Origin of the sequence: Streptomyces sp. NRRL S-646 (assembly GCF_000720765.1) — a bacterium.
Classification (GTDB): domain Bacteria; phylum Actinomycetota; class Actinomycetes; order Streptomycetales; family Streptomycetaceae; genus Streptomyces.
On sequence record NZ_JODC01000005.1, the window covers coordinates 459,400 to 481,759 of the forward strand.

Genomic DNA, 22,360 nt, shown 5'->3' on the forward strand with positions numbered 1-22,360 from the left:
GCGTGGGATCGTCCAGGACCACGGACAGCGGAGGCCCCGATGCCCGGTAGCCGGACCGGACGTCCGCCCGTGCAGGGGGTTGTCAGGCGGCCCGCCGCATCCGGGCCGGCCCGTGAGAACCCGCTGCGGCGCTTCTACCTCAACGCCAAGCGCGCCTGGGACCGGCCGCTGACCGCCTACTACCTGATCATGGGCGGAAGTGTGCTGATCACCGTGCTCGGTCTGGTGATGGTCTACTCGGCCTCCCAGATCACGGCGCTGCAGATGTCCCTGCCGGGCTCGTACTTCTTCCGCAAGCAGCTCCTCGCCGCCGTCATCGGCGGTGTGCTGCTGCTGATCGCGTCGCTGATGCCGGTGAAGCTGCACCGGGCGCTGGCCTACCCGATTCTCGCGGGTGCGGTCTTCCTGATGGCGCTGGTGCAGGTGCCGGGGATAGGGATGTCGGTCAACGGCAACCAGAACTGGATCTCGCTCGGCGGCTCCTTCCAGATCCAGCCCAGCGAGTTCGGCAAGCTGGCGCTGGTGCTGTGGGGCGCGGACCTGCTGGCCCGCAAGCAGGACAAGAAGCTGCTCAACCAGTGGAAGCACATGCTGGTGCCGCTCGTTCCGGTCGCCTTCATGCTGCTCGGGCTGATCATGCTCGGCGGCGACATGGGTACGGCGATCATCCTCACGGCGATCCTTTTCGGCCTGCTGTGGCTGGCCGGGGCGCCCACCCGGCTGTTCGTCGGTGTGCTGTCGGTTGCGGCCGCGATCGGTGTGATCCTCATCAAGACCAGCCCGAACCGCATGGCCCGGCTCGCCTGCATCGGCGCCACCGAGCCGAAGTCCGGGGTCGCCGACTGCTGGCAGGCCGTGCACGGTATCTACGCGCTCGCATCAGGCGGAATCTTCGGATCCGGGCTCGGCGCGAGTGTGGAAAAATGGGGGCAACTCCCGGAAGCACACACGGACTTCATCTTCGCCGTCACCGGTGAGGAACTGGGCCTGGCGGGGACGCTGTCGGTGCTCGCCCTCTTCGCGGCTCTAGGCTATGCGGGTATCCGCGTGGCCGGACGTACGGAGGACCCCTTCGTCAGGTATGCCGCGGGAGGCGTGACCACCTGGATCACGGCCCAGGCCGTGATCAACATCGGTGCGGTGCTCGGCCTGTTGCCGATCGCCGGCGTCCCCCTCCCGCTGTTCTCCTACGGAGGATCCGCCCTGCTGCCGACCATGTTCGCCATCGGGCTGATGATCGCGTTCGCGCGTGACGAGCCCGCTGCGCGGGCGGCGCTTTCCATGCGGCAACCCCGCTTTGGTAGAAAGCGGGCGGGAGGCGCCGTGCGGGACAGGGGGCCTCGGAGATGGAACACGATGCGACGGCGTGCCTCGGCGGCGCGCTCGTCCGGAGAGCGGTGAATTTCGGTGCATGTCGTACTCGCCGGTGGGGGGACCGCCGGCCACATCGAGCCCGCGCTCGCCCTCGCGGACGCCCTGCGCAGGCAGGACCCGACCGTGGGGATCACGGCCCTGGGCACGGAGCGGGGCCTTGAGACCACGCTCGTTCCGCAACGGGGTTACGAGCTCGCGCTGATCCCGGCGGTACCGCTGCCGCGCAAGCCGACCCCCGAGCTGATCACCGTCCCGGGCCGGCTGCGCGGCACCATCAAGGCGACCGAGCAGATCCTGGAGCGCACCAAGGCGGACGCGGTCGTCGGCTTCGGCGGCTATGTCGCGCTGCCCGGCTACCTCGCCGCCAAGCGCCTCGGTGTGCCGATCGTCATCCACGAGGCCAACGCCCGCCCCGGCCTCGCCAACAAGATCGGCTCGCGCTACGCCGCCCGGGTCGCCGTCTCCACCCCGGACAGCAAACTGCGCGATGCCCGCTACATCGGCATCCCGCTGCGCCGCACCATCGCCACCCTCGACCGGGCCGCCGCCCGCCCCGAGGCCCGCGCGGCGTTCGGCCTCGACCCCAACCTGCCCACGCTGCTGGTCTCCGGCGGCTCGCAGGGCGCCCGCCGCCTCAACGAGGTCGTCCAGCAGGTCGCGCCCTGGCTTCAGCAGGCAGGCATCCAGATCCTGCACGCGGTCGGCCCGAAGAACGAACTGCCGCACGTACAGCAGATGCCGGGAATGCCCCCCTACATCCCGGTAAGTTACCTGGATCGGATGGACCTCGCGTACGCCGCGGCCGACATGATGCTCTGCCGCGCGGGCGCGATGACCGTCGCCGAACTCTCCGCCGTCGGACTCCCGGCCGCATACGTCCCGCTGCCCATCGGCAACGGCGAACAGCGGCTGAACGCCCAGCCGGTGGTCAAGGCCGGCGGCGGCCTGCTGGTCGACGACGCGGAACTGACGCCCGACTGGGTGCGGGGCAACGTCCTGCCCGTGCTCGCCGACCCGCACCGGCTGTACGAGATGTCCCGCGCTGCCGCCGAGTTCGGCCGCCGGGATGCCGACGACCTGCTCGTCGGCATGGTGTACGAGGCGATCGCCGCCAACCGTGCACGCCACTAGGACCGTGTGAACGAAGGGCAGGAAGCGTGGCCGGACCGACCACCGCCGAGCGCGGTGAACGCCAGCAGGAGTCGTCCGGCCCGCCTCCGGCACGGCGGTTGAGACTGCGCCGCCTTCGTACGATCATCATTCTTGTCGTGGTGCTCGTCCTTCTCGGGGCGAGTGCGGTCTGGCTGTTGTACGGCTCGTCATGGGTGCGCGTGCAGCGCGTATCGATCTCCGGGACCCGGGTGTTGACGCCCGCGCAGGTGCGTGAGGCCGCCCAGGTTCCGGTCGGGGCGCCGATGATTTCCGTCGACACCGATGCGATTGAGGCGCGACTGCGCCGGAAACTGCCCCGAATTGACACGGTTGACGTGGTCCGTTCCTGGCCCCACGGAATCGGGCTGAAAGTGAGCGAGCGTACTCCGGTTCTCATTGTGCAAAAGGGTGGAAAGTTCGTCGAAGTGGACCGCAAGGGTGTCCGTTTCGCCACGGTTTCCGAACCTCCGAAAGGCATTCCCGCACTGGAATTGAGCACCTCCTCCTCGCAGTCGTCCGCCGCGAGCCTGCGGCGCTTCGGCGAGGACAGGTTGGTGGCGGAGGCGGCGCTCGTCGCCCGCGCCATTCCGGCCGCCGTTGCGCGCGCCACCGAGACCGTCAAGGTCCGTTCGTACGACGACATCTCACTGGAGTTGGGCGACGGCCGGAACGTCCTGTGGGGGAGCAGCGAGAAGAGTGCCGCGAAGGCCCGTACGCTCACCGCACTCATGAAAGCGGCGCCGGATGCGCGGCACTTCGACGTCTCGGTTCCCACGGCCCCTGCGTCATCGGGGAGTTGACGCACATCCGCGCAGGCCAGCACCCTGGTTGGGCACTGCTATGGCTGATCACATAGGGTGAAAAGAAAAACGGGAGGTTCGGCGTGTTCGTTGAACGTGCGCCACTTGTCGACTTAGTGTCCTGTTCGGAAGACTCCAGCGAACAGTCACACTGGTAACCCTAAACTTCAACGTTAGGGTTCGGGTCGGCGTAACGGACCGTCCCATTCGGCATCAGTCGCCGGATCGCATCCTCTGCGAAGCGGCGACACGTAACTCGAGGCGAGAGGCCTTCGACGTGGCAGCACCGCAGAACTACCTCGCAGTCATCAAAGTCATCGGTGTCGGCGGCGGTGGTGTCAATGCCATCAACCGGATGATCGAGGTCGGTCTCAAGGGCGTCGAGTTCATCGCCATCAACACCGACGCGCAGGCGCTGTTGATGAGCGACGCCGACGTCAAGCTCGACGTCGGCCGCGAACTCACCCGCGGACTCGGCGCCGGAGCCAACCCGGCCGTCGGCCGCAAGGCCGCCGAGGATCACCGCGAGGAGATCGAAGAGGTCCTCAAGGGGGCCGACATGGTCTTCGTGACGGCCGGTGAAGGCGGCGGCACCGGCACCGGCGGCGCGCCCGTCGTGGCCAACATCGCCCGCTCGCTCGGCGCCCTCACCATCGGCGTGGTCACCCGCCCGTTCACCTTCGAGGGACGGCGCCGCGCCAACCAGGCCGAGGACGGCATCGCCGAACTCCGCGAAGAGGTCGACACCCTCATCGTCATCCCCAACGACCGGCTGCTGTCCATCTCGGACCGCCAGGTCTCGGTGCTCGACGCCTTCAAGTCGGCCGACCAGGTCCTGCTCTCAGGTGTGCAGGGCATCACCGACCTGATCACCACGCCGGGTCTGATCAACCTCGACTTCGCCGACGTCAAGTCCGTCATGTCCGAGGCCGGTTCGGCCCTCATGGGCATCGGCTCGGCCCGCGGCGACGACCGCGCGGTGGCCGCGGCCGAGATGGCGATCTCCTCGCCGCTGCTCGAGGCCTCCATCGACGGCGCCCGTGGTGTGCTGCTCTCCATCTCCGGCGGCTCCGACCTCGGCCTGTTCGAGATCAACGAGGCGGCCCAGCTGGTCAGCGAGGCCGCCCACCCCGAGGCCAACATCATCTTCGGTGCGGTCATTGACGACGCCCTCGGCGACGAGGTCCGGGTCACCGTGATCGCGGCCGGCTTCGACGGGGGCCAGCCTCCCGCCCGCCGGGAGACCGTCATGGGCTCGTCCTCGTCCACGGCCCGCCGCGACGAGCCCACTCCGGTACGGCAGCCCGAGAGCCGCCCGTCCTTCGGTTCGCTCGGCAGCGTCACGCCGAAGGAGGACCCGGAGCCCACGCCGGAGCCGGCGAGCGACATCACGGCAGCCCCGCCGGTCCCGCCGTCGCGCTCCTACGCGGACAGCGCGGCCGAGGAGCTGGACGTGCCGGACTTCCTGAAGTGATAGGACGGCGCTCCGGAACGAGCACAGTGAACGGCGCGCACTTCGCCTTCACCGACCGGTGGGGCGGGGTGAGCGCCGTTCCGTACGAGGAGCTCAACCTCGGCGGAGCCGTCGGCGACGACCCCGAGGCCGTACGGACCAACCGCGAGCTGGCGGCCAAGTCCCTTGGCCTGGAACCCGCTCGGGTGGTCTGGATGAACCAGGTGCACGGGGCGGCGGTGGCGGAGGTCGACGCCCCGTGGGGTGATCGTCCGGTGCCCGAGGTGGACGCCGTCGTCACCTCGCAGCGGGGTCTCGCCCTCGCCGTGCTCACCGCGGACTGCACGCCCGTTCTGCTCGCCGACCCGGTCGCCGGGATCGTCGCCGCGGTCCACGCGGGGCGGCCCGGCATGGTCGCCGGGGTGGTCCCGGCCGCCGTACGGGCCATGACGGAACTCGGCGCCGAGCCGGGCCGGATCGTGGCCCGCACCGGACCCGCCGTCTGCGGCCGCTGCTACGAAGTGCCGGACGCGATGCGCGCCGAGGTGGCCGCCGTCGAACCGGCGGCTTACTCCGAGACGAGTTGGGGCACGCCGGCGGTGGACGTGACCGCCGGAGTGCACGCGCAGCTCGAGCGGCTCGGGGTGCACGACCGGGTGCAGTCGCCGGTGTGCACGATCGAGTCGGGCGACCACTTCTCGTACCGTCGCGATCGAACCACGGGGCGACTCGCGGGATATGTCTGGCTGGACTGAGGGGCATGAGGGACCGTAAGGACGAACTCGCCGAAAACCTGGCGAAGGTGGAGCGTCGCATCGCCGCCGCCTGTGCGGCCGCCGGCCGCAAGCGCGAGGAGGTGACCCTGATCGTGGTCACCAAGACGTACCCGGCGAGCGATGTGCGGATTCTGTCGGAACTCGGTGTGCGGCACGTGGCCGAGAACCGCGACCAGGACGCGGCACCCAAGGCTGCGGCCTGCTCGGATCTGCCCTTGACTTGGCATTTTGTGGGTCAATTGCAGACCAACAAGGTGCGTTCCGTAGTCGGTTATGCCGGAGTGGTGCAGTCCGTCGACCGCGCCCGGCTCGTCACCGCGCTCTCGAAGGAGGCGGTGCGGCAGGAGCGCGAACTCGGCTGTCTGGTCCAGGTCGCGCTCGACGCGGACGAGAGCGGACGCGGGGAGCGCGGGGGTGTCGGACCCGGCGGAATCGAAGAGTTGGGTGAGCTGGTCGCCCGGGCGCCGGGTCTGCGGCTGGACGGTCTGATGACCGTCGCGCCGCTCACCGGCCCCTACGCAGGGCGCGAACTCGCGGCGTTCGAGCGGTTGATGGATTTGTCGACGGACCTGCGGCGAGCTCATCCGGCTGCGAACATGGTCTCGGCAGGAATGAGTGCGGACCTCGAACAGGCCGTGGCCGCCGGAGCGACACATGTACGCGTCGGTACCGCGGTACTCGGAGTCCGCCCCAGGCTCGGGTAACGTCGCCAGGAAGTCGGACCACAGCAGAAAATATGGTCAGTGCCACCGAAGGCGGGCGCAACGACCTCGTGGATCGCGGGCACTTGGCAGTCGTCAGCCGATCCACCACAGAGCGGAGGACTCAGAGCATGGCCGGCGCGATGCGCAAGATGGCGGTCTACCTCGGCCTCGTGGAGGACGATGGGTACGACGGCCGGGGATTCGACCCCGATGACGACTTCGAGCCCGAACTGGACCCCGAACCCGAACGGGACCACCGGAGGCACGAGCCGTCCCACCAGTCCCACGTAGCACATCAGTCCCAAAGGGATGAAGAGGTGCGAATCGTACAACCGCCCGCGGCACGCGAACCGGTTGCTCGTTCCGCTTCGCTCCCCGCGGAATCCGGCCGTCCGGCGCGTATCGCGCCCGTGGCGTCCATCACACAAGAACGCGCAAATCTGGAGAAGAACGCACCGGTGATCATGCCCAAGGTCGTGTCGGAACGAGAGCCTTACCGGATCACCACGCTTCACCCGCGGACCTACAACGAGGCCCGTACCATCGGGGAACACTTCCGTGAGGGCACCCCGGTGATCATGAATCTGACTGAGATGGATGACACAGACGCGAAGCGACTTGTCGACTTTGCGGCCGGTTTGGTGTTTGGTCTTCACGGCAGCATCGAGCGGGTGACGCAGAAGGTGTTCCTGTTGTCGCCTGCTAACGTCGATGTCACGGCGGAGGACAAGGCCCGCATTGCAGAGGGCGGGTTCTTCAACCAGAGCTGAGACGCACGACCGGAAAAAGCAGTAGAAGTAGTACCCAGCAGCACGGAAACAGGGGAGAGGGAAGCACCAGCAATGAGCGTGGTCCTGGATGTCGTCTACATCGCGCTGATGTGCTTCCTCATCGTGCTCATCTTCCGGTTGGTCATGGACTACGTCTTCCAGTTCGCCCGCTCATGGCAACCCGGCAAGGCGATGGTGGTCGTTCTGGAGGCCACCTACACTGTCACCGACCCACCGCTCAAGCTTCTGCGGCGGTTCATCCCGCCGCTGCGCCTCGGGGGCGTGGCGCTCGACCTGTCCTTCTTCGTACTGATGATCATCGTCTACATCCTGATCTCGATCGTGAGCCGGCTGTGATGAGCGATGTGACCTACCGTCTTGCCGAATGCCGACGACTACGTTGAGGTGAAGAGATGCCGTTGACCCCCGAGGACGTGCGGAACAAGCAGTTCACGACCGTCCGCCTCCGAGAAGGCTATGACGAGGACGAGGTCGATGCCTTCCTCGATGAGGTCGAAGCCGAACTGACCCGCCTGCTCCGCGAGAACGAGGACCTGCGGGCCAAACTGGCCGCGGCCACGCGCGCTGCTGCCCAGAACCAGCAGAACATGCGCAAGCCCCCGGAGGGTCCCGGCGGTCCCGGTCCGCAGGATCAGCAGCAGGGTATGCCTCCGCAGGGGATGCGCGGTCCGGGTGCTCCCGTACCCGCCGGCATATCGGGCCCGCCGCAGCAGCAGATGGGTGGCCCCATGGGTGGTCCGCCCCAGCTGCCGAGCGGTGCCCCGCAGCTGCCCGCTGGTCCCGGCGGCGGTCAGGGTGGTCCCCAGGGTCCCGGTCCGATGGGCCAGGGTCCGATGGGGCAAGGCCCCATGGGTCAGGGACAGATGGGGCAGGGCCCCATGGGTGGCCAGCCCCCCATGCAGCAGCAGATGGGTGGCCCGATGGGCGGCCCCATGGGCGGTCCGATGGGCGGCCCCGGTCAGGGCCCTGGTGGTGACAGCGCCGCCCGTGTCCTCTCGCTGGCCCAGCAGACCGCCGACCAGGCGATCGCCGAGGCCCGCTCCGAAGCCAACAAGATCGTCGGTGAGGCCCGCAGCCGCGCCGAGGGCCTTGAGCGTGACGCCCGTGCCAAGGCCGACGCGCTCGAGCGGGACGCGCAGGAGAAGCACCGCGTCGCGATGGGCTCCCTGGAGTCCGCCCGCGCCACGCTGGAGCGCAAGGTCGAGGACCTGCGCGGCTTCGAGCGCGAGTACCGTACGCGCCTGAAGTCGTACCTCGAGTCCCAGCTGCGTCAGCTGGAGACCCAGTCCGACGACTCGCTGGCCCCGCCGCGTACCCCGGCGACCGCGTCGCTTCCGCCGTCCCCGGCGCCCTCCATGGCACCGGCCGGCGCGAGCGCCCCGTCGTACGGCGGCAACCCGACCATGGGTGGCGCCCCGGCCCCCGCTGCTCCGTCCTACGGCGGCCAGCAGCAGATGTCCCCGGCGATGACCCAGCCGATGGCACCGGTGCGGCCGCAGGGCCCGTCGCCGATGGGTCAGGCTCCCTCGCCGATGCGTGGGTTCCTCATCGACGAGGACGACAACTGACGGCCGCCACGGCCATTAGTACGCCGTAGGCGTCGGCAGCGTTCAAAAGGGCGGGGCCCCGGATCTTGATCCGGGGCCCCGCCCTTTTATGCGCGTTGACCAATGTTCGAGCCCTCCCCGCCGGACACGCTGGAGGGCCCGGCCTCCTCGAGTGGGAAGCCGGGCCCTCGTCGGTGCTCGCGCCGGAGCGCGCCCTTACACCTTGCGCAGACGGAACGTGAGGGACAGGCCCTCGTCGGTGAACGGCTCACCGTAGGTGTCGTCCGCCTCGCCCTGGCCGAAGTCGGCGGCCAGGACCTCGTCGGCGATCAAGGCCGCGTGCTCGGTGAGGGCCGCGATGGCCGCCGGGTCCGTGGACGTCCAGCGCAGGGCGATACGGTCGGCCACGTCGAGGCCGCTGTTCTTGCGGGCCTCCTGGATCAGACGGATCGCGTCACGGGCCAGGCCCGCCTGACGCAGCTCCTCCGTGATTTCCAGGTCGAGGGCGACCGTGGCACCCGAGTCGGAGGCCACCGACCAGCCCTCGCGCGGGGTCTCCGTGATGATCACCTCGTCCGGGCCCAGGGTGATCGTCTCACCGTCGACCTGGACCGACGCCGTACCCTCGCGCAGGGCCAGGGACAGCGCGGCCGCGTCCGCGTTCGCGACGGCCTTGGCCACCTCCTGGACGCGCTTGCCGAAGCGCTTGCCCAGGGCGCGGAAATTGGCCTTCGCGGTCGTGTCGACCAGGCTGCCGCCGACCTCGCTCAGCGACGCCAGGGATGTGACGTTCAACTCCTCCGTGATCTGCGTGTGCAGCTCCCGGTCGAGGGCGTCGAAGCCGGTGGCGGCGATGAGCGCGCGGGAGAGCGGCTGGCGGGTCTTCACGCCCGACTCCGCGCGCGTGGCCCGGCCCAACTCGACGAGCCGGCGCACCAGCACCATCTGCTTCGACAGCTCGGGGTCGATCGCGGACAGGTCGGCCTCCGGCCAGGAGGCCAGGTGCACCGACTCCGGGGCGCCCGGGGTGACCGGCACGATCAGGTCCTGCCAGACCCGCTCGGTGATGAACGGGGTCAGCGGGGCCATCAGCCTGGTCACCGTCTCGACGACCTCGTGCAGGGTGCGCAGCGCCGCCTTGTCGCCCTGCCAGAAGCGGCGGCGCGAGCGGCGGACGTACCAGTTGGAGAGGTCGTCCACGAACGCCGACAGGAGCTTGCCGGCGCGCTGGGTGTCGTACGCCTCCAGGGACTGGGTCACCTGGTCGGTGAGCGCGTGGAGTTCGGACAGCAGCCAGCGGTCCAGGACGGGGCGGTCGGCCGGCGCCGGATCCGCCTCACTGGGCGCCCAGTTGGAGGTGCGGGCGTACAGGGCCTGGAAGGCGACCGTGTTCCAGTACGTGAGGAGCGTCTTGCGGACGACCTCCTGGATGGTGCCGTGGCCCACGCGGCGTGCCGCCCACGGGGAGCCGCCGGCCGCCATGAACCAGCGCACCGCGTCCGCGCCGTGCTGGTCCATCAGCGGGATCGGCTGCAGGATGTTGCCCAGGTGCTTGGACATCTTGCGGCCGTCCTCGGCGAGGATGTGGCCGAGGCAGACCACGTTCTCGTACGAGGACTTGTCGAAGACCAGCGTGCCGACGGCCATCAGCGTGTAGAACCAGCCGCGGGTCTGGTCGATGGCCTCGGAGATGAACTGCGCCGGGTAGCGGCTCTCGAACAGTTCCTTGTTCTTGTACGGGTAGCCCCACTGCGCGAAGGGCATCGAACCCGAGTCGTACCAGGCGTCGATGACCTCCGGCACGCGCGTGGCCGTCTTGCCGCAGGCGTCCTTGGGGCAGGCGAAGGTGACCTCGTCGATGAACGGGCGGTGCGGGTCGAGGTCCGACTGGTCGGTGCCCGTCAGCTCGGTGAGCTCCGCGCGGGAGCCGACCACGGTGAGGTGGTCGTCCTCGCAGCGCCAGATCGGCAGGGGGGTGCCCCAGTAGCGGTTGCGGGACAGCGCCCAGTCGATGTTGTTGTTCAGCCAGTCGCCGTACCGGCCGTGCTTGACCGTGTCCGGGAACCAGTTGGTGTTCTCGTTCTCCTGCAGCAGGCGGTCCTTGACGGCCGTGGTGCGGATGTACCAGGAAGGCTGCGCGTAGTAGAGGAGCGCGGTGTGGCAGCGCCAGCAGTGCGGGTAGCTGTGCTCGTACGGGATGTGCCTGAAGAGGAGGCCGCGCTGCTGGAGGTCCTCGGTGAGCTTTTCGTCCGCCTTCTTGAAGAAGACGCCGCCGACCAGGGGGACGTCCTCCTCGAAGGTGCCGTCGGGGCGCACCGGGTTCACCACGGGCAGGCCGTAGGCGCGGCAGACCTTGAGGTCGTCCTCACCGAAGGCGGGGGACTGGTGGACCAGGCCCGTACCGTCCTCCGTCGTGACGTACTCGGCGTTGACGACGAAATGCGCCGGTGCCGGGAACTCGACGAGCTCGAACGGTCGTTGATAGGTCCAGCGCTCCATTTCGGCGCCGGTGAAGGTCTGACCCGTGGTCTCCCAGCCCTCGCCGAGCGCCTTGCCGACGAGCGGTTCGGCGACGACGAGCTTCTCCTCGCCGTCGGTCGCGACGACATAGGTGACCTCGGGGTGGGCGGCGACGGCCGTGTTGGAGACCAGCGTCCAGGGAGTCGTCGTCCACACCAGGAGCGCGGCTTCGCCGGCGAGCGGACCGGAGGTGAGGGGGAAACGGACGTACACGGACGGGTCGACGACCGTCTCGTAGCCCTGCGCCAGCTCGTGGTCCGACAGGCCGGTGCCGCAGCGGGGGCACCAGGGGGCGACGCGGTGGTCCTGGACCAGCAGGCCCTTGTTGAAGATCTCCTTGAGCGACCACCAGACCGACTCGATGTACTCGGGGTCCATCGTGACGTAGGCCTCTTCGAGGTCGACCCAGTAGCCCATGCGGGTCGTCAGCTCGGAGAAGGCGTCGGTGTGGCGGAGCACGGAATCACGGCACTTGGCGTTGAACTCCGCGATGCCGTACGCCTCGATGTCCTTCTTGCCGCTGAAGCCGAGCTCCTTCTCCACCGCCAGCTCCACCGGGAGGCCGTGGCAGTCCCAGCCGGCCTTGCGGGCCACGTGATAGCCCCGCATGGTGCGGAAGCGGGGGAAGACGTCCTTGAAGACGCGCGCCTCGATGTGGTGGGCGCCCGGCATGCCGTTGGCGGTGGGCGGGCCCTCGTAGAACACCCACTCGGGGCGGCCCTCGGACTGTTCCAGGGTCTTGGCGAAGATCTTCTGCTCGCGCCAGAAGTCGAGCACGGCGTGCTCAAGCGCGGGCAGGTCGACCTGGGCGGGCACCTGGCGGTACGTCGGCGATGTCATCAGCGAGCTTCCTCCGGCGGACTTGCTGCCTTCCGTCCGGAGGGACGAGAGTCACGGCTTTCTGTCTGCCGTCCACGCCGACCTCGGCGCGCTCCCGCGGTACCACCCTCCTTGGCTCCCCGGTGCGGGTTGCGCACCTGTGAGCCCCCTCATTGGGGTCGCGATGCCGGTTCTACCGGCCGCAGTCCTTCGGCTGCGGCTTTCTTCCGGCGGCTCCGGGGTGATCTTCACGTCGCGCTGGCCCCCGGGCTTCCACCGTCCCCGGGTCGCTCTGGGCTGCGTACGTCGCTACTCGTCCCCATCCACGCTTTTCGCTCCGCCCAGTGTACGGCGCCGCGCGGACAACGGCCGACCGGTTTTCGCGGCCCCGGGGGCGGGGGCGCGGTAGGGACGGAGCTGACCCGAATGGAGCGGTACGCGTGTTCGGATTCTGGGACGGGCGGTCCGGCGGATTACCCCGCGGGGAGCTGGGCACAACGCAGGCAGGCTTGCGGAGCGGCGCGCGTGAGCCGGGCGAATCGGGCGGTTGCCCCGTTGCCGCGGGACTGAAGTCGATTTATCGTCCCAGCACGATTCGCGTGCAAGATCACAATATGTGAAGGGGCCGCGGCCATGGTGGCGAAGAAGACCGCCGTACAGCAGTCGGCGTCCGACGGGTCCACACAGGCGTCCGGCGGTGCGGCCAAGGATGTGAGCGGGAAGAAGAGCGCGCGGGGAGGCGCCACGGCGCGTGCGGGGAAGACGGCCAGGACGGTTACGGGGACTGCGGCCGGCACGGCGGAGAAGGCTGCGAAGCCGGTGAAGACGGTGCGGGGGGGTGCGGCCGGGGGAGGGACACGGGCGGCCGACAAGAAGCCGTCCGCCGGCAAGAAGGCCGCCAAGGCGGCGACCGCCTCCGAAATGTCCCGTCCGAGGAAGACGGTCGAGGAGGAAGAACCCGAGAGACCTGCGGGCACCACGACGGCGGCCGCCGGAAAGAAGGCGGCGGGGGGTGAGGGGGCCGCCGAGAGGCGTGCGGCGGGGAAGGGCACAGCGAAGAAGGGCACAGCGAAGAAGGCGGCGACGGAGAAGGCTGCGGCGAAGAGGACCGTTTCGAAAAAGGCCGCTGCGAAGAAAGTGGCGGCCAAGAAGACCGCCGCTCCTAAGGGCGTTGCCGAGGGGGGCGGTCCTGAGGGGGCGGGGGCCGGGAAGGCCGGCGCGAGGAAGGCGGTCGGAGGCAAGGCGGCGGTCGAGCGGGCCGACGTTCCCGAGGGTGTTGCCGAGGGGGCGGGGGCCGGTGGCAAGGCGGCTGCTACGAAGGCCGGCGGTCCCAGCGGTGTCGCGGGGCGCGGTCCTGAGGGGGCGGGGGTCCGGGAGGCGGTTGCGGAGAAGGCGGGCCGGGACAGAGGCGTAGCCGGGGAAAGCGCTGGTCGTGAAGGTGCTGAACGGGGTACTGGGCAGGCGGGGGCGAAGGAGTCGGCTGTGAAGAGAGCGGCAGGAAAGAGAGCCGCCGGCCCTGAGGCGACCGCCGAACCGGGCAAGGGCGGGCAGGAAGGCGTCGGCAAGAAGGCCGCGGCGAAGAAGAGCGCGGGCAGGAAGGTCGCGGCCGGGACGAGTGCCGCGGCCAACAGCACGGCCACGAAACGTGAGAGCGCGGTCGAGAAGACCGCGCCTGCGAAGGGTGACGGCGCCCGGCGGACGGGTAGGGAGACCGCTGTCGCGAAGCGTGGGGGCAGGAAGAGCACGGCCAATAATGCGGGCGCGGCCAAGGCCGCGGAGCAGACGGGAGCCACGACGGTGGTTGCGAAGAAGACTCCTGGCACGGCCGCGGCGGCCAAGACCGCCGTACCCAAGGCACGCGTCGCCGCGGCGGAGCCGGGCGAGCTTGCGGTGCGCCCCGGTGAGGACCCCTGGACCCCGGAGGAGGTCGAGGAGGCCCGCGCCGAGCTGCTGTCCGAGATGGAGCGGCTGCGTGACGAGATCAGCTCGTCCGAGAGTGCCGTCGCCGGTCTGATGCGGGACTCGGGGGACGGCGCGGGCGACGACCAGGCGGACACCGGCACCAAGAACATCACGCGCGAGCACGAGCTGGCCCTCGCGGCCAACGCGCGCGAGATGCTCACGCAGACCGAGCGGGCCCTGGTTCGGCTGGATGCCGGCACCTACGGCCTGTGCGAGAACTGCGGCAATCCCATCGGCAAGGCCCGGATGCAGGCGTTCCCGCGGGCCACCCTGTGCGTGGAGTGCAAGCAGAAGCAGGAACGCCGGTACTGAGGCGGTACGCGCGCGTGTCGTACCCTCGTCCTCAGTCAGGTACCTAGCTTGAAGGACTCACGTGGCAGAGGCGGAGCGCATCATCGGTACGCCGGACACCCCAGAGGCGGCGGGGACCGAGCCGGAGCAGGGCGAGACCGCACGCCCCAGGGGCAAGCGCCGTATCGCCGTGCTGTTCGCGGTCGCCGCCTTCGCGTACGCCCTCGACCTGGTCAGCAAGATGATCGTGGTCGCCAAGCTGGAGAACCACGCGCCGATCCGGATCATCGGGGACTGGCTGCAGTTCGAGGCGATCCGCAACGCGGGCGCGGCCTTCGGCTTCGGCGGGGCCTTCACCGTGATCTTCACGGTGATCGCGGCGGCCGTGATCGTGGTGATCGCCCGGCTCGCCCGCAAGCTCTACAGCCTGCCCTGGGCGGTCGCGCTCGGCCTGCTGCTCGGCGGTGCGCTCGGCAACCTCACCGACCGGATCTTCCGCTCGCCGAGCGTCTTCGAGGGCCGCGTCGTCGACTTCATCTCGCCCAAGGGCTTCGCCGTCTTCAACCTGGCGGACTCGGCGATCGTGTGCGGCGGCATCCTGATCGTGCTGCTGTCGTTCAAGGGGCTCGACCCGGACGGGACCGTCCACAAGGACTGAGTCCCAGCTTTCCACAGGCTCGTTCGGGGCGGTCGGCGGTGTCCGGCATACTCGACGGGTGAGCACGATTCCCGAGATCCGTACCCTGCCCGTGCCCGACGGCCTGGAGGGCGAGCGCGTCGACGCCGCCATCTCCCGGATGTTCGGCTTCTCCCGGACCAAGGCGGCCGAGCTCGCCGCCGCGGGGAAGGTCACGGTCGACGGGTCGGTGGTCGGCAAGTCCGAGCGGGTGAGCGGGGGCGCCTGGCTCGAGGTCGAGATGCCGCAGGCGCCCGCGCCCGTGCAGATCGTTGCGGAGCCGGTCGAGGGCATGGAGATCGTCCACGACGACGACGACGTGGTCGTGATCGTCAAGCCGGTCGGCGTTGCCGCCCACCCCAGCCCCGGCTGGACGGGGACGACCGTCATCGGTGGCCTCGCCGCGGCCGGCTACCGCATCTCCACCTCCGGCGCCGCCGAGCGCCAGGGCATCGTGCACCGCCTCGACGTCGGCACCTCGGGCCTGATGGCGGTCGCCAAGTCGGAGCGCGCGTACACCTCGCTCAAGCGCCAGTTCAAGGAGCGCACGGTCGACAAGCGCTACCACACGCTCGTCCAGGGCCACCCCGACCCGACCAGTGGCACCATCGACGCACCCATCGGCCGCCACCCCAACCACGACTACAAGTGGGCGGTCACGGCCGACGGAAAGCCCTCGGTCACGCACTACGACCTCATCGAGGCGTTCCGCGCGGCCTCGCTGCTCGACGTCAAGCTCGAGACCGGGCGCACCCACCAGATCCGCGTCCACATGGCCGCCCACCGCCACCCCTGCGTCGGCGACCTGACGTACGGCGCCGACCCGACGCTCGCCAAGCGGCTGCACCTGACCCGCCAGTGGCTGCACGCCGTGCGGCTCGGCTTCGAGCACCCCGGGGACGGCCAGTGGGTGGAGTTCGCCAGCGACTACCCGGCCGACCTGCAGAAGGCGCTGGACCAGGTCCGCGAGGAGACGTACGGATGAGCACGCACGCGTACGTGGTGCGCGTCGCCGAGGACCCCGCCGACCGGGAGGCGTGCTTCGCGGTGCGCAAGGAGGTCTTCGTGGGCGAGCAGGGTGTCCCGGAGGATCTCGAGTACGACGCGTACGACGCCGTTGCCGTGCATGTGCTGGCCGTGCGGGAGGACGGGGTGCCGCTCGGCACCGGGCGGCTGCTGTACGGCGAGGCGGCCGCGGCCAAGATCGACGGCGACCTGACCGTGGGGTCGCTCGGGCGGCTCGCTGTGGCCAAGGAGGCCCGCGGGCTCGGCGTCGGGGTGGCGCTGGTGCGGGCCATCGAGGACGCGGCACGCGCGCGTGGGCTCGCGGCGGTGGACCTGCACGCGCAGACGCATGCGCTGGGGTTCTACGAGAGGCTCGGATACGAGGCGTACGGGCCGGAGTATCCGGAGGCGGGCATCCCGCACCGGGCCATGCGGCGCGCTCTGTAGCAGAGCCCGAAAACGCTCGCGGGGACGGCGGCGTGGCAGGCTTGAAAGCCGCTGCCCGTACGTCGACCTTCCCGGAGTGCTGACCGTGGATCAGTTGGCCCTGCTGTTCGTGCTGTTGCTCGGGGCCCTGGTGAGTGTCCCGGTCGGGGACCGGTTCGGGCTGCCGGCGCCGGTGCTGATGACCCTCTTCGGGATCGTGCTCGCCGTGGCCGACTTCGTGCCGAACGTCGATGTCCCGCCGGAGCTGATCCTGCCCCTGCTGCTCCCGCCGCTGCTGTACGCGGCGGCGCGGCGCACGTCCTGGCGGCAGTTCGCGGCGAACAGGCGGCCGATCTTCCTGCTGGCGGTGGCGCTGGTCTTCGTCACCACAGTGTGCGTGGCCGTCGTGGCGCACACGATCGTGCCGGGGCTGCCCGTCGCCGCGGCCGTGGCGCTCGGCGCGCTCGTCGCACCGCCCGACCCGGTGGCCGCGACCGCGGTCGCCGGACAGCTCGGGCTGCCGCGCCGGCTCGTGTCCATCCTGGAGGGCGAGGGCCTGTTCAACGACGTCACGGCAATCGTGCTTTACCACGTGGCGATCGCCGCCGCCGTCAGCGGCAGCTTCACACCGGGCCGGGCCGCGCTCGACCTGGTGCTCTCGGCCGTGGTGGCCGTGGCGGTGGGGCTCGCACTCGGCTGGGGCGCCAACAGGCTCATGGATCTGCTGGGTGACCCGACCCTGCAGATCGGGATGACGCTGCTCGTGCCGTACGCCTCGTACGTCCTCGCGGAGGAGCTGCACGGTTCCGGTGTGCTCGCCGTGCTCACGACCGCCCTGTTCCTCGCCGAGTACGCCACTGATGCCGACGACGTGCTGACACGGCTGACGGGGCACGCGTTCTGGGACATCGTCGACACGCTCGTCACGGGCGTCGCCTTCGGGCTGATCGGCCTCGAACTGCACAACGCGATCCGGACGGCGTCCGGGCGGTGGGCCGAGATGCTCGGCTGGGCGGGCGTGATCGTGGCCGTCGTGGTCGTCGTACGTCTGGTGTACCTGCTGCCGGCGACCTGGCTCACCAAGCGGCTGCACGCGAAACGGGACTACGACGAGGACATCCCGATGAGTGTGCGGGAGACCGTCGTCATGTGGTGGTCGGGGATGCGGGGAGTGGCCTCGGTGGCGTTGGCACTGGCGATTCCGCTGAAGACCGACGACGGTTCGGCCTTTCCCGACCGGGACGAGATCGTGTTCATCGCCTTCGGGGTGATCATGGGGACGCTGGTGCTGCAGGGGCTGACCCTGCCGTGGCTGGTGAAGCGGCTGGGGGTGCAGGCCGACACGGAGCGGGAGAAGGAGTTCGAGAAGTCCCTTGCCGTCCGGGCGGCCAAGGCGGCCAAGCGGCGGCTGAAGGAGATCGAGCAGGTCGAGGAGCTGCCGGAGGAGCTGTCCGAGCAGATGCTGCGGCGGGCCTTCGACATCGGAGTGCGGATCAGCCCGGACATGGCGGACGAGGAGCGGCGGGAGGCGCATGAACACCGGGTGCGCCGGCTGAAGCGGGTGCGGCGGATCCAGGGCGAGATGCTCAGCGCGGCGCGGCACGAGGTGCTGGCGGCGCGCAGCGAGCCCGGGGCGGATCCGGAGATCGTCGACCGGGTGCTGCGCCATCTCGACGTGCGGAGTCTGCGGTGACTCCCACGGGTCGTTCGCGGTCGGCGGCTTGCGGTGCGTAGGGTCGGATCATGGCTCGCAATGTTGTGATCAGCGGTGGTGGAACGGGAATTGGACTTGTCGCGGCGCAGGTCTTCGCGGCGGACGGGGATCGGGTCCTGCTGCTCGGGCGACGGGCGGAGGTGCTGGCGAAGGCCGGGGTGCCGGGTGCTTCGACCTACGCGGCGGATCTGAGCGATCCGGCTGCGGTGCGTGGGGTCGCCGACTTGGTGGAGCGGGAGTTCGGGACCGTGGATGTACTGATCCACGGTGCCGGGGGCACCGGGCAGCTGGAACCCGCCGCCGAGAGCGACGACCCGCTCGACCGTGTCGCACACAACTGGACCGTCAACTTCCGCATCAACACCCTCACCGCGGCCCTGCTCACGGAGGCACTGAAGGACCGGCTGGCCACGCCGGGCGGACGGGTGCTGTTCGTCAGCTCCATCGCCGCCTACCGGGGGTCCGGCAGCGGCGCGTACGGGGGCGCCAAGGCCGCGTTGCACCCGTACGCCCATGACCTGGCCCGGGAGCTCGGGCCGCGCGGGATCACCGCGAACGTGGTCGCGCCCGGGTACATCGAGGACACCGAGTTCTTCGGGCCGCAGATCGACCCGGCGCGGCGCGCACGGCTCGTCGACGACACCCTGGACAAGCGCGCCGGCACCCCCGGCGACGTGGCCGCGACCCTGCACTGGCTCGCCTCCCCGGGGGCCGGGCACATCACCTCGCAGGTGATCCAGGTCAACGGGGGTGCGGAGCGCGGCCACTGAGGCCGTTCAGCCGCGGCCGGTCCTCGGCTGCTCGGGTGTGCGGCGTGCCGCGCCGTCCGGGGAGCCGTCGGGAGAGCGCCGGCTCGCCGGCAGGGCCGCGTCCGAGGTGTTGACGCGGGGTAGGGCGTACGGGTGCCGTTCGCACAGCCAGCGGACCATCTGCTCGCGGACGGTGACCCGTACCGTCCATATGTCGTCGGCGTCCTTGGCCGTCACCAGGGCCCGCACCTGCATGGTGTTCGGGGTGGTGTCCGTGACGGCCAGGCCGTAGTCGCGGCCGTCCCAGGCCGAGCACTCGCGCAGGATGTCGCGGAGCTTCTCGCGCATCAGCTCCACCGGAGCCGAGTGGTCGAGATGCCAGTAGACGATGCCCGTCATCTGGGTGCCGCCACGGGACCAGTTCTCGAAGGGCTTCGAGGTGAAGTAAGAGACCGGCATGGTGATCCGGCGCTCGTCCCAGGTCCGCACGGTCAGGAACGTCAGTGTGATCTCCTCCACCGTGCCCCACTCGCCGTCCACGACGACCGTGTCGCCGAGCCGCACCATGTCGCCGAAGGCGATCTGCAGGCCCGCGAACAGGTTGCTGAGCGTCGACTGGGCGGCGACACCGGCGACGATGCCGAGGATGCCGGCCGAGGCCAGCAGCGAGGCGCCCGCGGCACGCATCGCCGGGAACGTCAGCAGCATCGCGGCCGCGGCCACCACGCCGACGATCGCCGCGACCACCCGCATGATCAGCGACACCTGGGTGCGTACGCGTCGCACACGGGCCGGATCGCGGTGGAGGCGGGCGTAACGCGAGTAGGACGTCTCCACGACGGCCGCCGCGATACGGATCACCAGCCAGGCCGTCGACCCGATCAGCACCAGGGTCAGCGTCCGGCCGATGCCGACCTTGTGCTCCTGCAGCAGCTGCGCCTCGTCGTAGGAGCCTCTGAGCATGGCGGAGCACAGCACCAGTTGGTAGGGGACGCGGCCGCGGCGCAGCAGCCCCCACAGCGGGGTCTCGCCGTGTCGCTCGTCGGCCTTGCGCAGCAGCAGATCGGTGGCCCAGCCGATGAGCAGCGTGAGCACGACCGAGCCACCGATCACGATCAGCGGGCGGAGTACGTTCTCCATGCCTGCGAACCTAACCGGACCCGGGGGGTCATGAACATGTGAGTTCGGGCTCGTAGGGGGTACGGCCGCGAGACAGGGTTGTCAGTCCCGGCTGGCACGATGGCCTCATGAACATCATGCTCTTTCACTCGACCTACGGTCTGCGGCCCGCGGTGCGCGAGGCCGCGGACCGGCTGCGCGGCGCCGGGCACGAGGTGTGGACCCCGGACCTCTTCGACGGACGTACGTTCGAGACGGTCGAGGAGGGCATGACCTTCAAGGACGAGATCGGCAAGGACGAACTGCTCAGGAGAGCCGTCCTGGCTGCTGCGCCCTACTCGGAGCGTGGCCTTGTGTACGCCGGGTTCTCGCTCGGCGCGTCCATCGCGCAGACCCTTGCGCTCGGCGACGAGAAGGCGCGCGGGCTGCTGCTCCTGCACGGCACGTCGGACATCGCGCCCAATGTGTCCGTGGACGACCTGCCGGTCCAGCTGCATGTCGCAGAGCCGGACCCGTTCGAGACGGACGACTGGCTGAGCGCCTGGTATCTGCAGATGGGCCGAGCGGGCGCGGACGTCGAGGTCTACAGATACGCGGGGGCGGGCCACATCTACACCGACCCCGGGCTGCCGGACTACGACCAGGAGGCCGCCGAGGCCACCTGGCGGGTGGCGCTCGGCTTCCTCGAGACCCTCTAGGAGCCCTCTATACGGGGTCGTAGGTCCGCTCGACCTTCTGGGTGCCGGTGCGCGTGCGGTACGAACGCGCCCAGGAGGACGTCGCGTCGGCCTTCGTGCGGTCGGACAGGACGTAGTAGTCCATCTGTGCGCGCTCGGCGGTGATGTCCAGCACGCCGTAGCCGTGGCGGTCGGTGTCGACCCAGTGGACGTGCCGGTTGGCCGCCTTGATGATCGGGGAGGCGATCGCGGAGACGGTGCCCTCGGGGACCTTCACGATGTCGTCGAGGTTGTCGGAGGTCACCGAGGTGACGACGAACTCCGTGGCGGCCGAGGCCGACAGCGGGTACGTCCCGGCGTCCACCGGCACGTCGTTCGCCCACGCCATGTGGATGTCGCCGGTCAGGAAGACGGTGTTGCCGATCGCGTTCGAGCGCAGGTGGGCCAGCAGCTCGCGCCGGTCGTCCGTGTAGCCGTCCCACTGGTCGGTGTTGAGGGCGATGCCCTCCTGCGGCAGCCCGAGCAGCTTGGCGAGCGGCTTGAGCAGGTCGGCGGAGAGGGAGCCGATGGCGAACGGCGAGATCATCACCGAGTTGCCGACCAGCCGCCAGGTGGTGTCGGACGCCTTCAACCCGGCCTTCAGCCAGTCGAGTTGGGCACGCCCGGTGATCGTACGGTCCGGGTCGTCGACCGAACCGCTGGCCGTGGACGCCTGCTGGGAGCGGAAGGAGCGCAGGTCCAGCAGCGACAGGTCGGCGAGCTTGCCGAAGCGCAGCCGGCGGTAGGTGGTGCCCGCGATCGCCGGGCGGACCGGCATCCACTCGAAGTAGGCCTGCTTGGCGGCCGCCTTGCGGTCGGTCCAGGTGCCCTCGGCGCCCTCGGTGTGGTTGACCGCACCGCCGGACCACGCGTTGTCGGCGAACTCGTGGTCGTCCCAGATCGCGACGACCGGCGCCTTGTGGTGCAGGGCCTGCAGATCCGGGTCGGTCTTGTACTTGCCGTGCCGGGTGCGGTAGTCGGCGAGCGTGATGATCTCGTTCGTCGGCGCGTGCGGACGGACGACCGTGCCGCGTGCCGCGTACTCGCCGGACTTGTACTCGTAGATGTAGTCGCCGAGATGGAGCCACGCGTCCAGGTCGTTACGCGCCGCGAGATGGCGGTACGAGGCGAAGTAGCCGCCCTCCCAGTTGGCGCAGGAGACCACGCCGAAGCGCAGGCCCGGCACCGCGGCGTCGGCGGCGGGCGCCGTACGGGTGCGGGCGACCGGGGAGTCGGTGGGGCCGGCGGAGAACCGGAACCAGTAGTCGGTGGCCGGCGCCAGGCCCCGGATGTCCGCCTTGACGGTGTGGTCGGAGGCGGCACTCGCGGTGGTCGAGCCCTTGGCGACGATGTTCGTCAGCGCCTTGTCCTTGGCGACGACCCAGCTGACCTCGGTGTCCGGGCCGAGCCCCGAGCCGGGTATGGCCTCGGCGGTGGGCGTCACACGGGTCCACAGCAGGATGCCGTCGGGCAGCGGGTCACCGGAGGCGACACCGTGCAGGAAGGCGGGAGCGTCCGCGGCCGCGCGGGCCGGGAGCGCGGCGGCGAGCGGCCCGGCCAGGACAGCGGTCGCCGCCGCGGCCTTGACGACCGTACGGCGGCGTGGCGAGAGCGAGTTGAGGGCCTGGGATGCCTCGGATGATCTGTATCGACTGGTCACGACCGAACAGGTTACTGATCGGTATGCGTGAGAGCGGGCGAACCCGGAATGTTCGCCCGCTCTTCATGCGGAGGCTGGATTCCCCGTAGGCGTCAGCCCTTTCGGT

At 69.9% G+C, this 22,360-nt stretch carries 19 protein-coding genes; 16 read left to right on the forward strand and 3 right to left on the reverse strand.

Annotated features, from left to right (window positions below; all coding sequences use genetic code 11):
• Positions 1-39 precede the first annotated feature (39 nt).
• The 9 genes from ftsW (at position 40) to IH68_RS0112020 (ending at position 8,618) form a co-directional block, all read left to right on the forward strand.
• Positions 40-1,401: a putative lipid II flippase FtsW gene (ftsW, locus tag IH68_RS0111980; RefSeq protein WP_030932810.1), complete on the forward strand. Its 1,362-nt coding sequence runs from the start codon at positions 40-42 to the stop codon at positions 1,399-1,401.
• Positions 1,402-1,407: 6 nt separating this feature from the next.
• A complete protein-coding gene (gene murG / locus IH68_RS0111985; RefSeq protein ID WP_030932812.1) occupies positions 1,408-2,505 on the forward strand; it encodes an undecaprenyldiphospho-muramoylpentapeptide beta-N-acetylglucosaminyltransferase in 1,098 nt (365 codons plus the stop codon).
• Between the two features lie 26 nt (positions 2,506-2,531).
• Positions 2,532-3,326 carry a cell division protein FtsQ/DivIB gene (locus tag IH68_RS0111990; RefSeq protein WP_030932814.1) on the forward strand — a complete coding sequence of 265 codons (795 nt, stop codon included), beginning with the start codon at positions 2,532-2,534 and terminating at the stop codon, positions 3,324-3,326.
• Between the two features lie 277 nt (positions 3,327-3,603).
• A complete protein-coding gene (gene ftsZ / locus IH68_RS0111995) occupies positions 3,604-4,800 on the forward strand; it encodes a cell division protein FtsZ (RefSeq protein WP_030932816.1) in 1,197 nt (398 codons plus the stop codon).
• Positions 4,801-4,826: 26 nt separating this feature from the next.
• Positions 4,827-5,534, forward strand: a complete 708-nt coding sequence (gene pgeF, locus IH68_RS0112000) for a peptidoglycan editing factor PgeF (protein WP_420718983.1) — start codon at positions 4,827-4,829, stop codon at positions 5,532-5,534.
• 5 nt (positions 5,535-5,539) lie between these two features.
• Complete coding sequence (locus tag IH68_RS0112005) at positions 5,540-6,259, forward strand: YggS family pyridoxal phosphate-dependent enzyme (protein WP_030932820.1); 720 nt, start codon at positions 5,540-5,542, stop codon at positions 6,257-6,259.
• Between the two features lie 128 nt (positions 6,260-6,387).
• Positions 6,388-7,029, forward strand: a complete 642-nt coding sequence (locus IH68_RS0112010) for a cell division protein SepF (protein ID WP_030932823.1) — start codon at positions 6,388-6,390, stop codon at positions 7,027-7,029.
• A 72-nt stretch (positions 7,030-7,101) separates the two neighbouring features.
• Positions 7,102-7,386 (forward strand): YggT family protein, encoded by a 285-nt coding sequence (locus IH68_RS0112015; protein WP_007448661.1) that lies wholly within the window; start codon positions 7,102-7,104, stop codon positions 7,384-7,386.
• A gap of 56 nt (positions 7,387-7,442) precedes the next feature.
• Positions 7,443-8,618 carry a DivIVA domain-containing protein gene (locus tag IH68_RS0112020; RefSeq protein ID WP_030932825.1) on the forward strand — a complete coding sequence of 392 codons (1,176 nt, stop codon included), beginning with the start codon at positions 7,443-7,445 and terminating at the stop codon, positions 8,616-8,618.
• Between the two features lie 195 nt (positions 8,619-8,813).
• Here the strand turns inward: IH68_RS0112020 and ileS are convergent, their stop codons facing one another.
• Complete coding sequence (ileS, locus tag IH68_RS0112025; protein ID WP_030932826.1) at positions 8,814-11,957, reverse strand: isoleucine--tRNA ligase; 3,144 nt, start codon at positions 11,955-11,957, stop codon at positions 8,814-8,816.
• Positions 11,958-13,073: 1,116 nt separating this feature from the next.
• On the opposite strand from ileS, the gene IH68_RS59115 reads away from it, so the two are divergent.
• The 6 genes from IH68_RS59115 (at position 13,074) to IH68_RS0112060 (ending at position 18,780) form a co-directional block, all read left to right on the forward strand.
• Positions 13,074-14,210, forward strand: a complete 1,137-nt coding sequence (locus tag IH68_RS59115; RefSeq protein ID WP_063763514.1) for a TraR/DksA C4-type zinc finger protein — start codon at positions 13,074-13,076, stop codon at positions 14,208-14,210.
• A gap of 61 nt (positions 14,211-14,271) precedes the next feature.
• Positions 14,272-14,847, forward strand: coding sequence for a signal peptidase II (lspA, locus tag IH68_RS0112040; RefSeq protein ID WP_030932830.1), 576 nt, complete (start codon positions 14,272-14,274; stop codon positions 14,845-14,847).
• 58 nt (positions 14,848-14,905) lie between these two features.
• Positions 14,906-15,850 (forward strand): RluA family pseudouridine synthase, encoded by a 945-nt coding sequence (locus IH68_RS0112045; RefSeq protein ID WP_030932833.1) that lies wholly within the window; start codon positions 14,906-14,908, stop codon positions 15,848-15,850.
• On the forward strand, positions 15,847-16,317 hold the full coding sequence (locus IH68_RS0112050; RefSeq protein ID WP_030932835.1) for a GNAT family N-acetyltransferase: 471 nt from the start codon (positions 15,847-15,849) through the stop codon (positions 16,315-16,317). Before IH68_RS0112045 ends, IH68_RS0112050 begins: the two co-directional genes overlap by 4 nt.
• A gap of 85 nt (positions 16,318-16,402) precedes the next feature.
• Entirely contained in the window at positions 16,403-17,989 is a 1,587-nt protein-coding gene (locus IH68_RS0112055) for a Na+/H+ antiporter (RefSeq protein WP_030932837.1), read from the forward strand.
• Between the two features lie 50 nt (positions 17,990-18,039).
• Positions 18,040-18,780, forward strand: a complete 741-nt coding sequence (locus tag IH68_RS0112060; RefSeq protein WP_030932840.1) for an SDR family NAD(P)-dependent oxidoreductase — start codon at positions 18,040-18,042, stop codon at positions 18,778-18,780.
• A 6-nt stretch (positions 18,781-18,786) separates the two neighbouring features.
• Here the strand turns inward: IH68_RS0112060 and IH68_RS0112065 are convergent, their stop codons facing one another.
• Positions 18,787-19,899: a mechanosensitive ion channel family protein gene (locus IH68_RS0112065; protein ID WP_030932843.1), complete on the reverse strand. Its 1,113-nt coding sequence runs from the start codon at positions 19,897-19,899 to the stop codon at positions 18,787-18,789.
• Positions 19,900-20,006: 107 nt separating this feature from the next.
• On the opposite strand from IH68_RS0112065, the gene IH68_RS0112070 reads away from it, so the two are divergent.
• Positions 20,007-20,576, forward strand: a complete 570-nt coding sequence (locus IH68_RS0112070; RefSeq protein WP_030932846.1) for a dienelactone hydrolase family protein — start codon at positions 20,007-20,009, stop codon at positions 20,574-20,576.
• Between the two features lie 7 nt (positions 20,577-20,583).
• On the opposite strand, the gene IH68_RS0112075 is transcribed toward IH68_RS0112070, so the two are convergent.
• A complete protein-coding gene (locus tag IH68_RS0112075; protein ID WP_030932849.1) occupies positions 20,584-22,254 on the reverse strand; it encodes an alkaline phosphatase D family protein in 1,671 nt (556 codons plus the stop codon).
• Between the last annotated feature and the right edge of the window lie 106 nt (positions 22,255-22,360).

Bases quoted from the DNA above. Each gene is read 5' to 3' on its own strand.
- ftsW (WP_030932810.1), top strand. From the start codon at position 40: ATGCCCGGTAGCCGGACCGGACGTCCGCCCGTGCAGGGGGTTGTCAGG.
- IH68_RS0112005 (WP_030932820.1), top strand. From the start codon at position 5,540: ATGAGGGACCGTAAGGACGAACTCGCCGAAAACCTGGCGAAGGTGGAG.
- IH68_RS0112010 (WP_030932823.1), top strand. From the start codon at position 6,388: ATGGCCGGCGCGATGCGCAAGATGGCGGTCTACCTCGGCCTCGTGGAG.
- IH68_RS0112015 (WP_007448661.1), top strand. From the start codon at position 7,102: ATGAGCGTGGTCCTGGATGTCGTCTACATCGCGCTGATGTGCTTCCTC.
- IH68_RS0112020 (WP_030932825.1), top strand. From the start codon at position 7,443: ATGCCGTTGACCCCCGAGGACGTGCGGAACAAGCAGTTCACGACCGTC.
- ileS (WP_030932826.1), bottom strand. From the start codon at position 11,957: ATGACATCGCCGACGTACCGCCAGGTGCCCGCCCAGGTCGACCTGCCC.
- IH68_RS0112050 (WP_030932835.1), top strand. From the start codon at position 15,847: ATGAGCACGCACGCGTACGTGGTGCGCGTCGCCGAGGACCCCGCCGAC.
- IH68_RS0112060 (WP_030932840.1), top strand. From the start codon at position 18,040: ATGGCTCGCAATGTTGTGATCAGCGGTGGTGGAACGGGAATTGGACTT.
- IH68_RS0112065 (WP_030932843.1), bottom strand. From the start codon at position 19,899: ATGGAGAACGTACTCCGCCCGCTGATCGTGATCGGTGGCTCGGTCGTG.
- IH68_RS0112070 (WP_030932846.1), top strand. From the start codon at position 20,007: ATGAACATCATGCTCTTTCACTCGACCTACGGTCTGCGGCCCGCGGTG.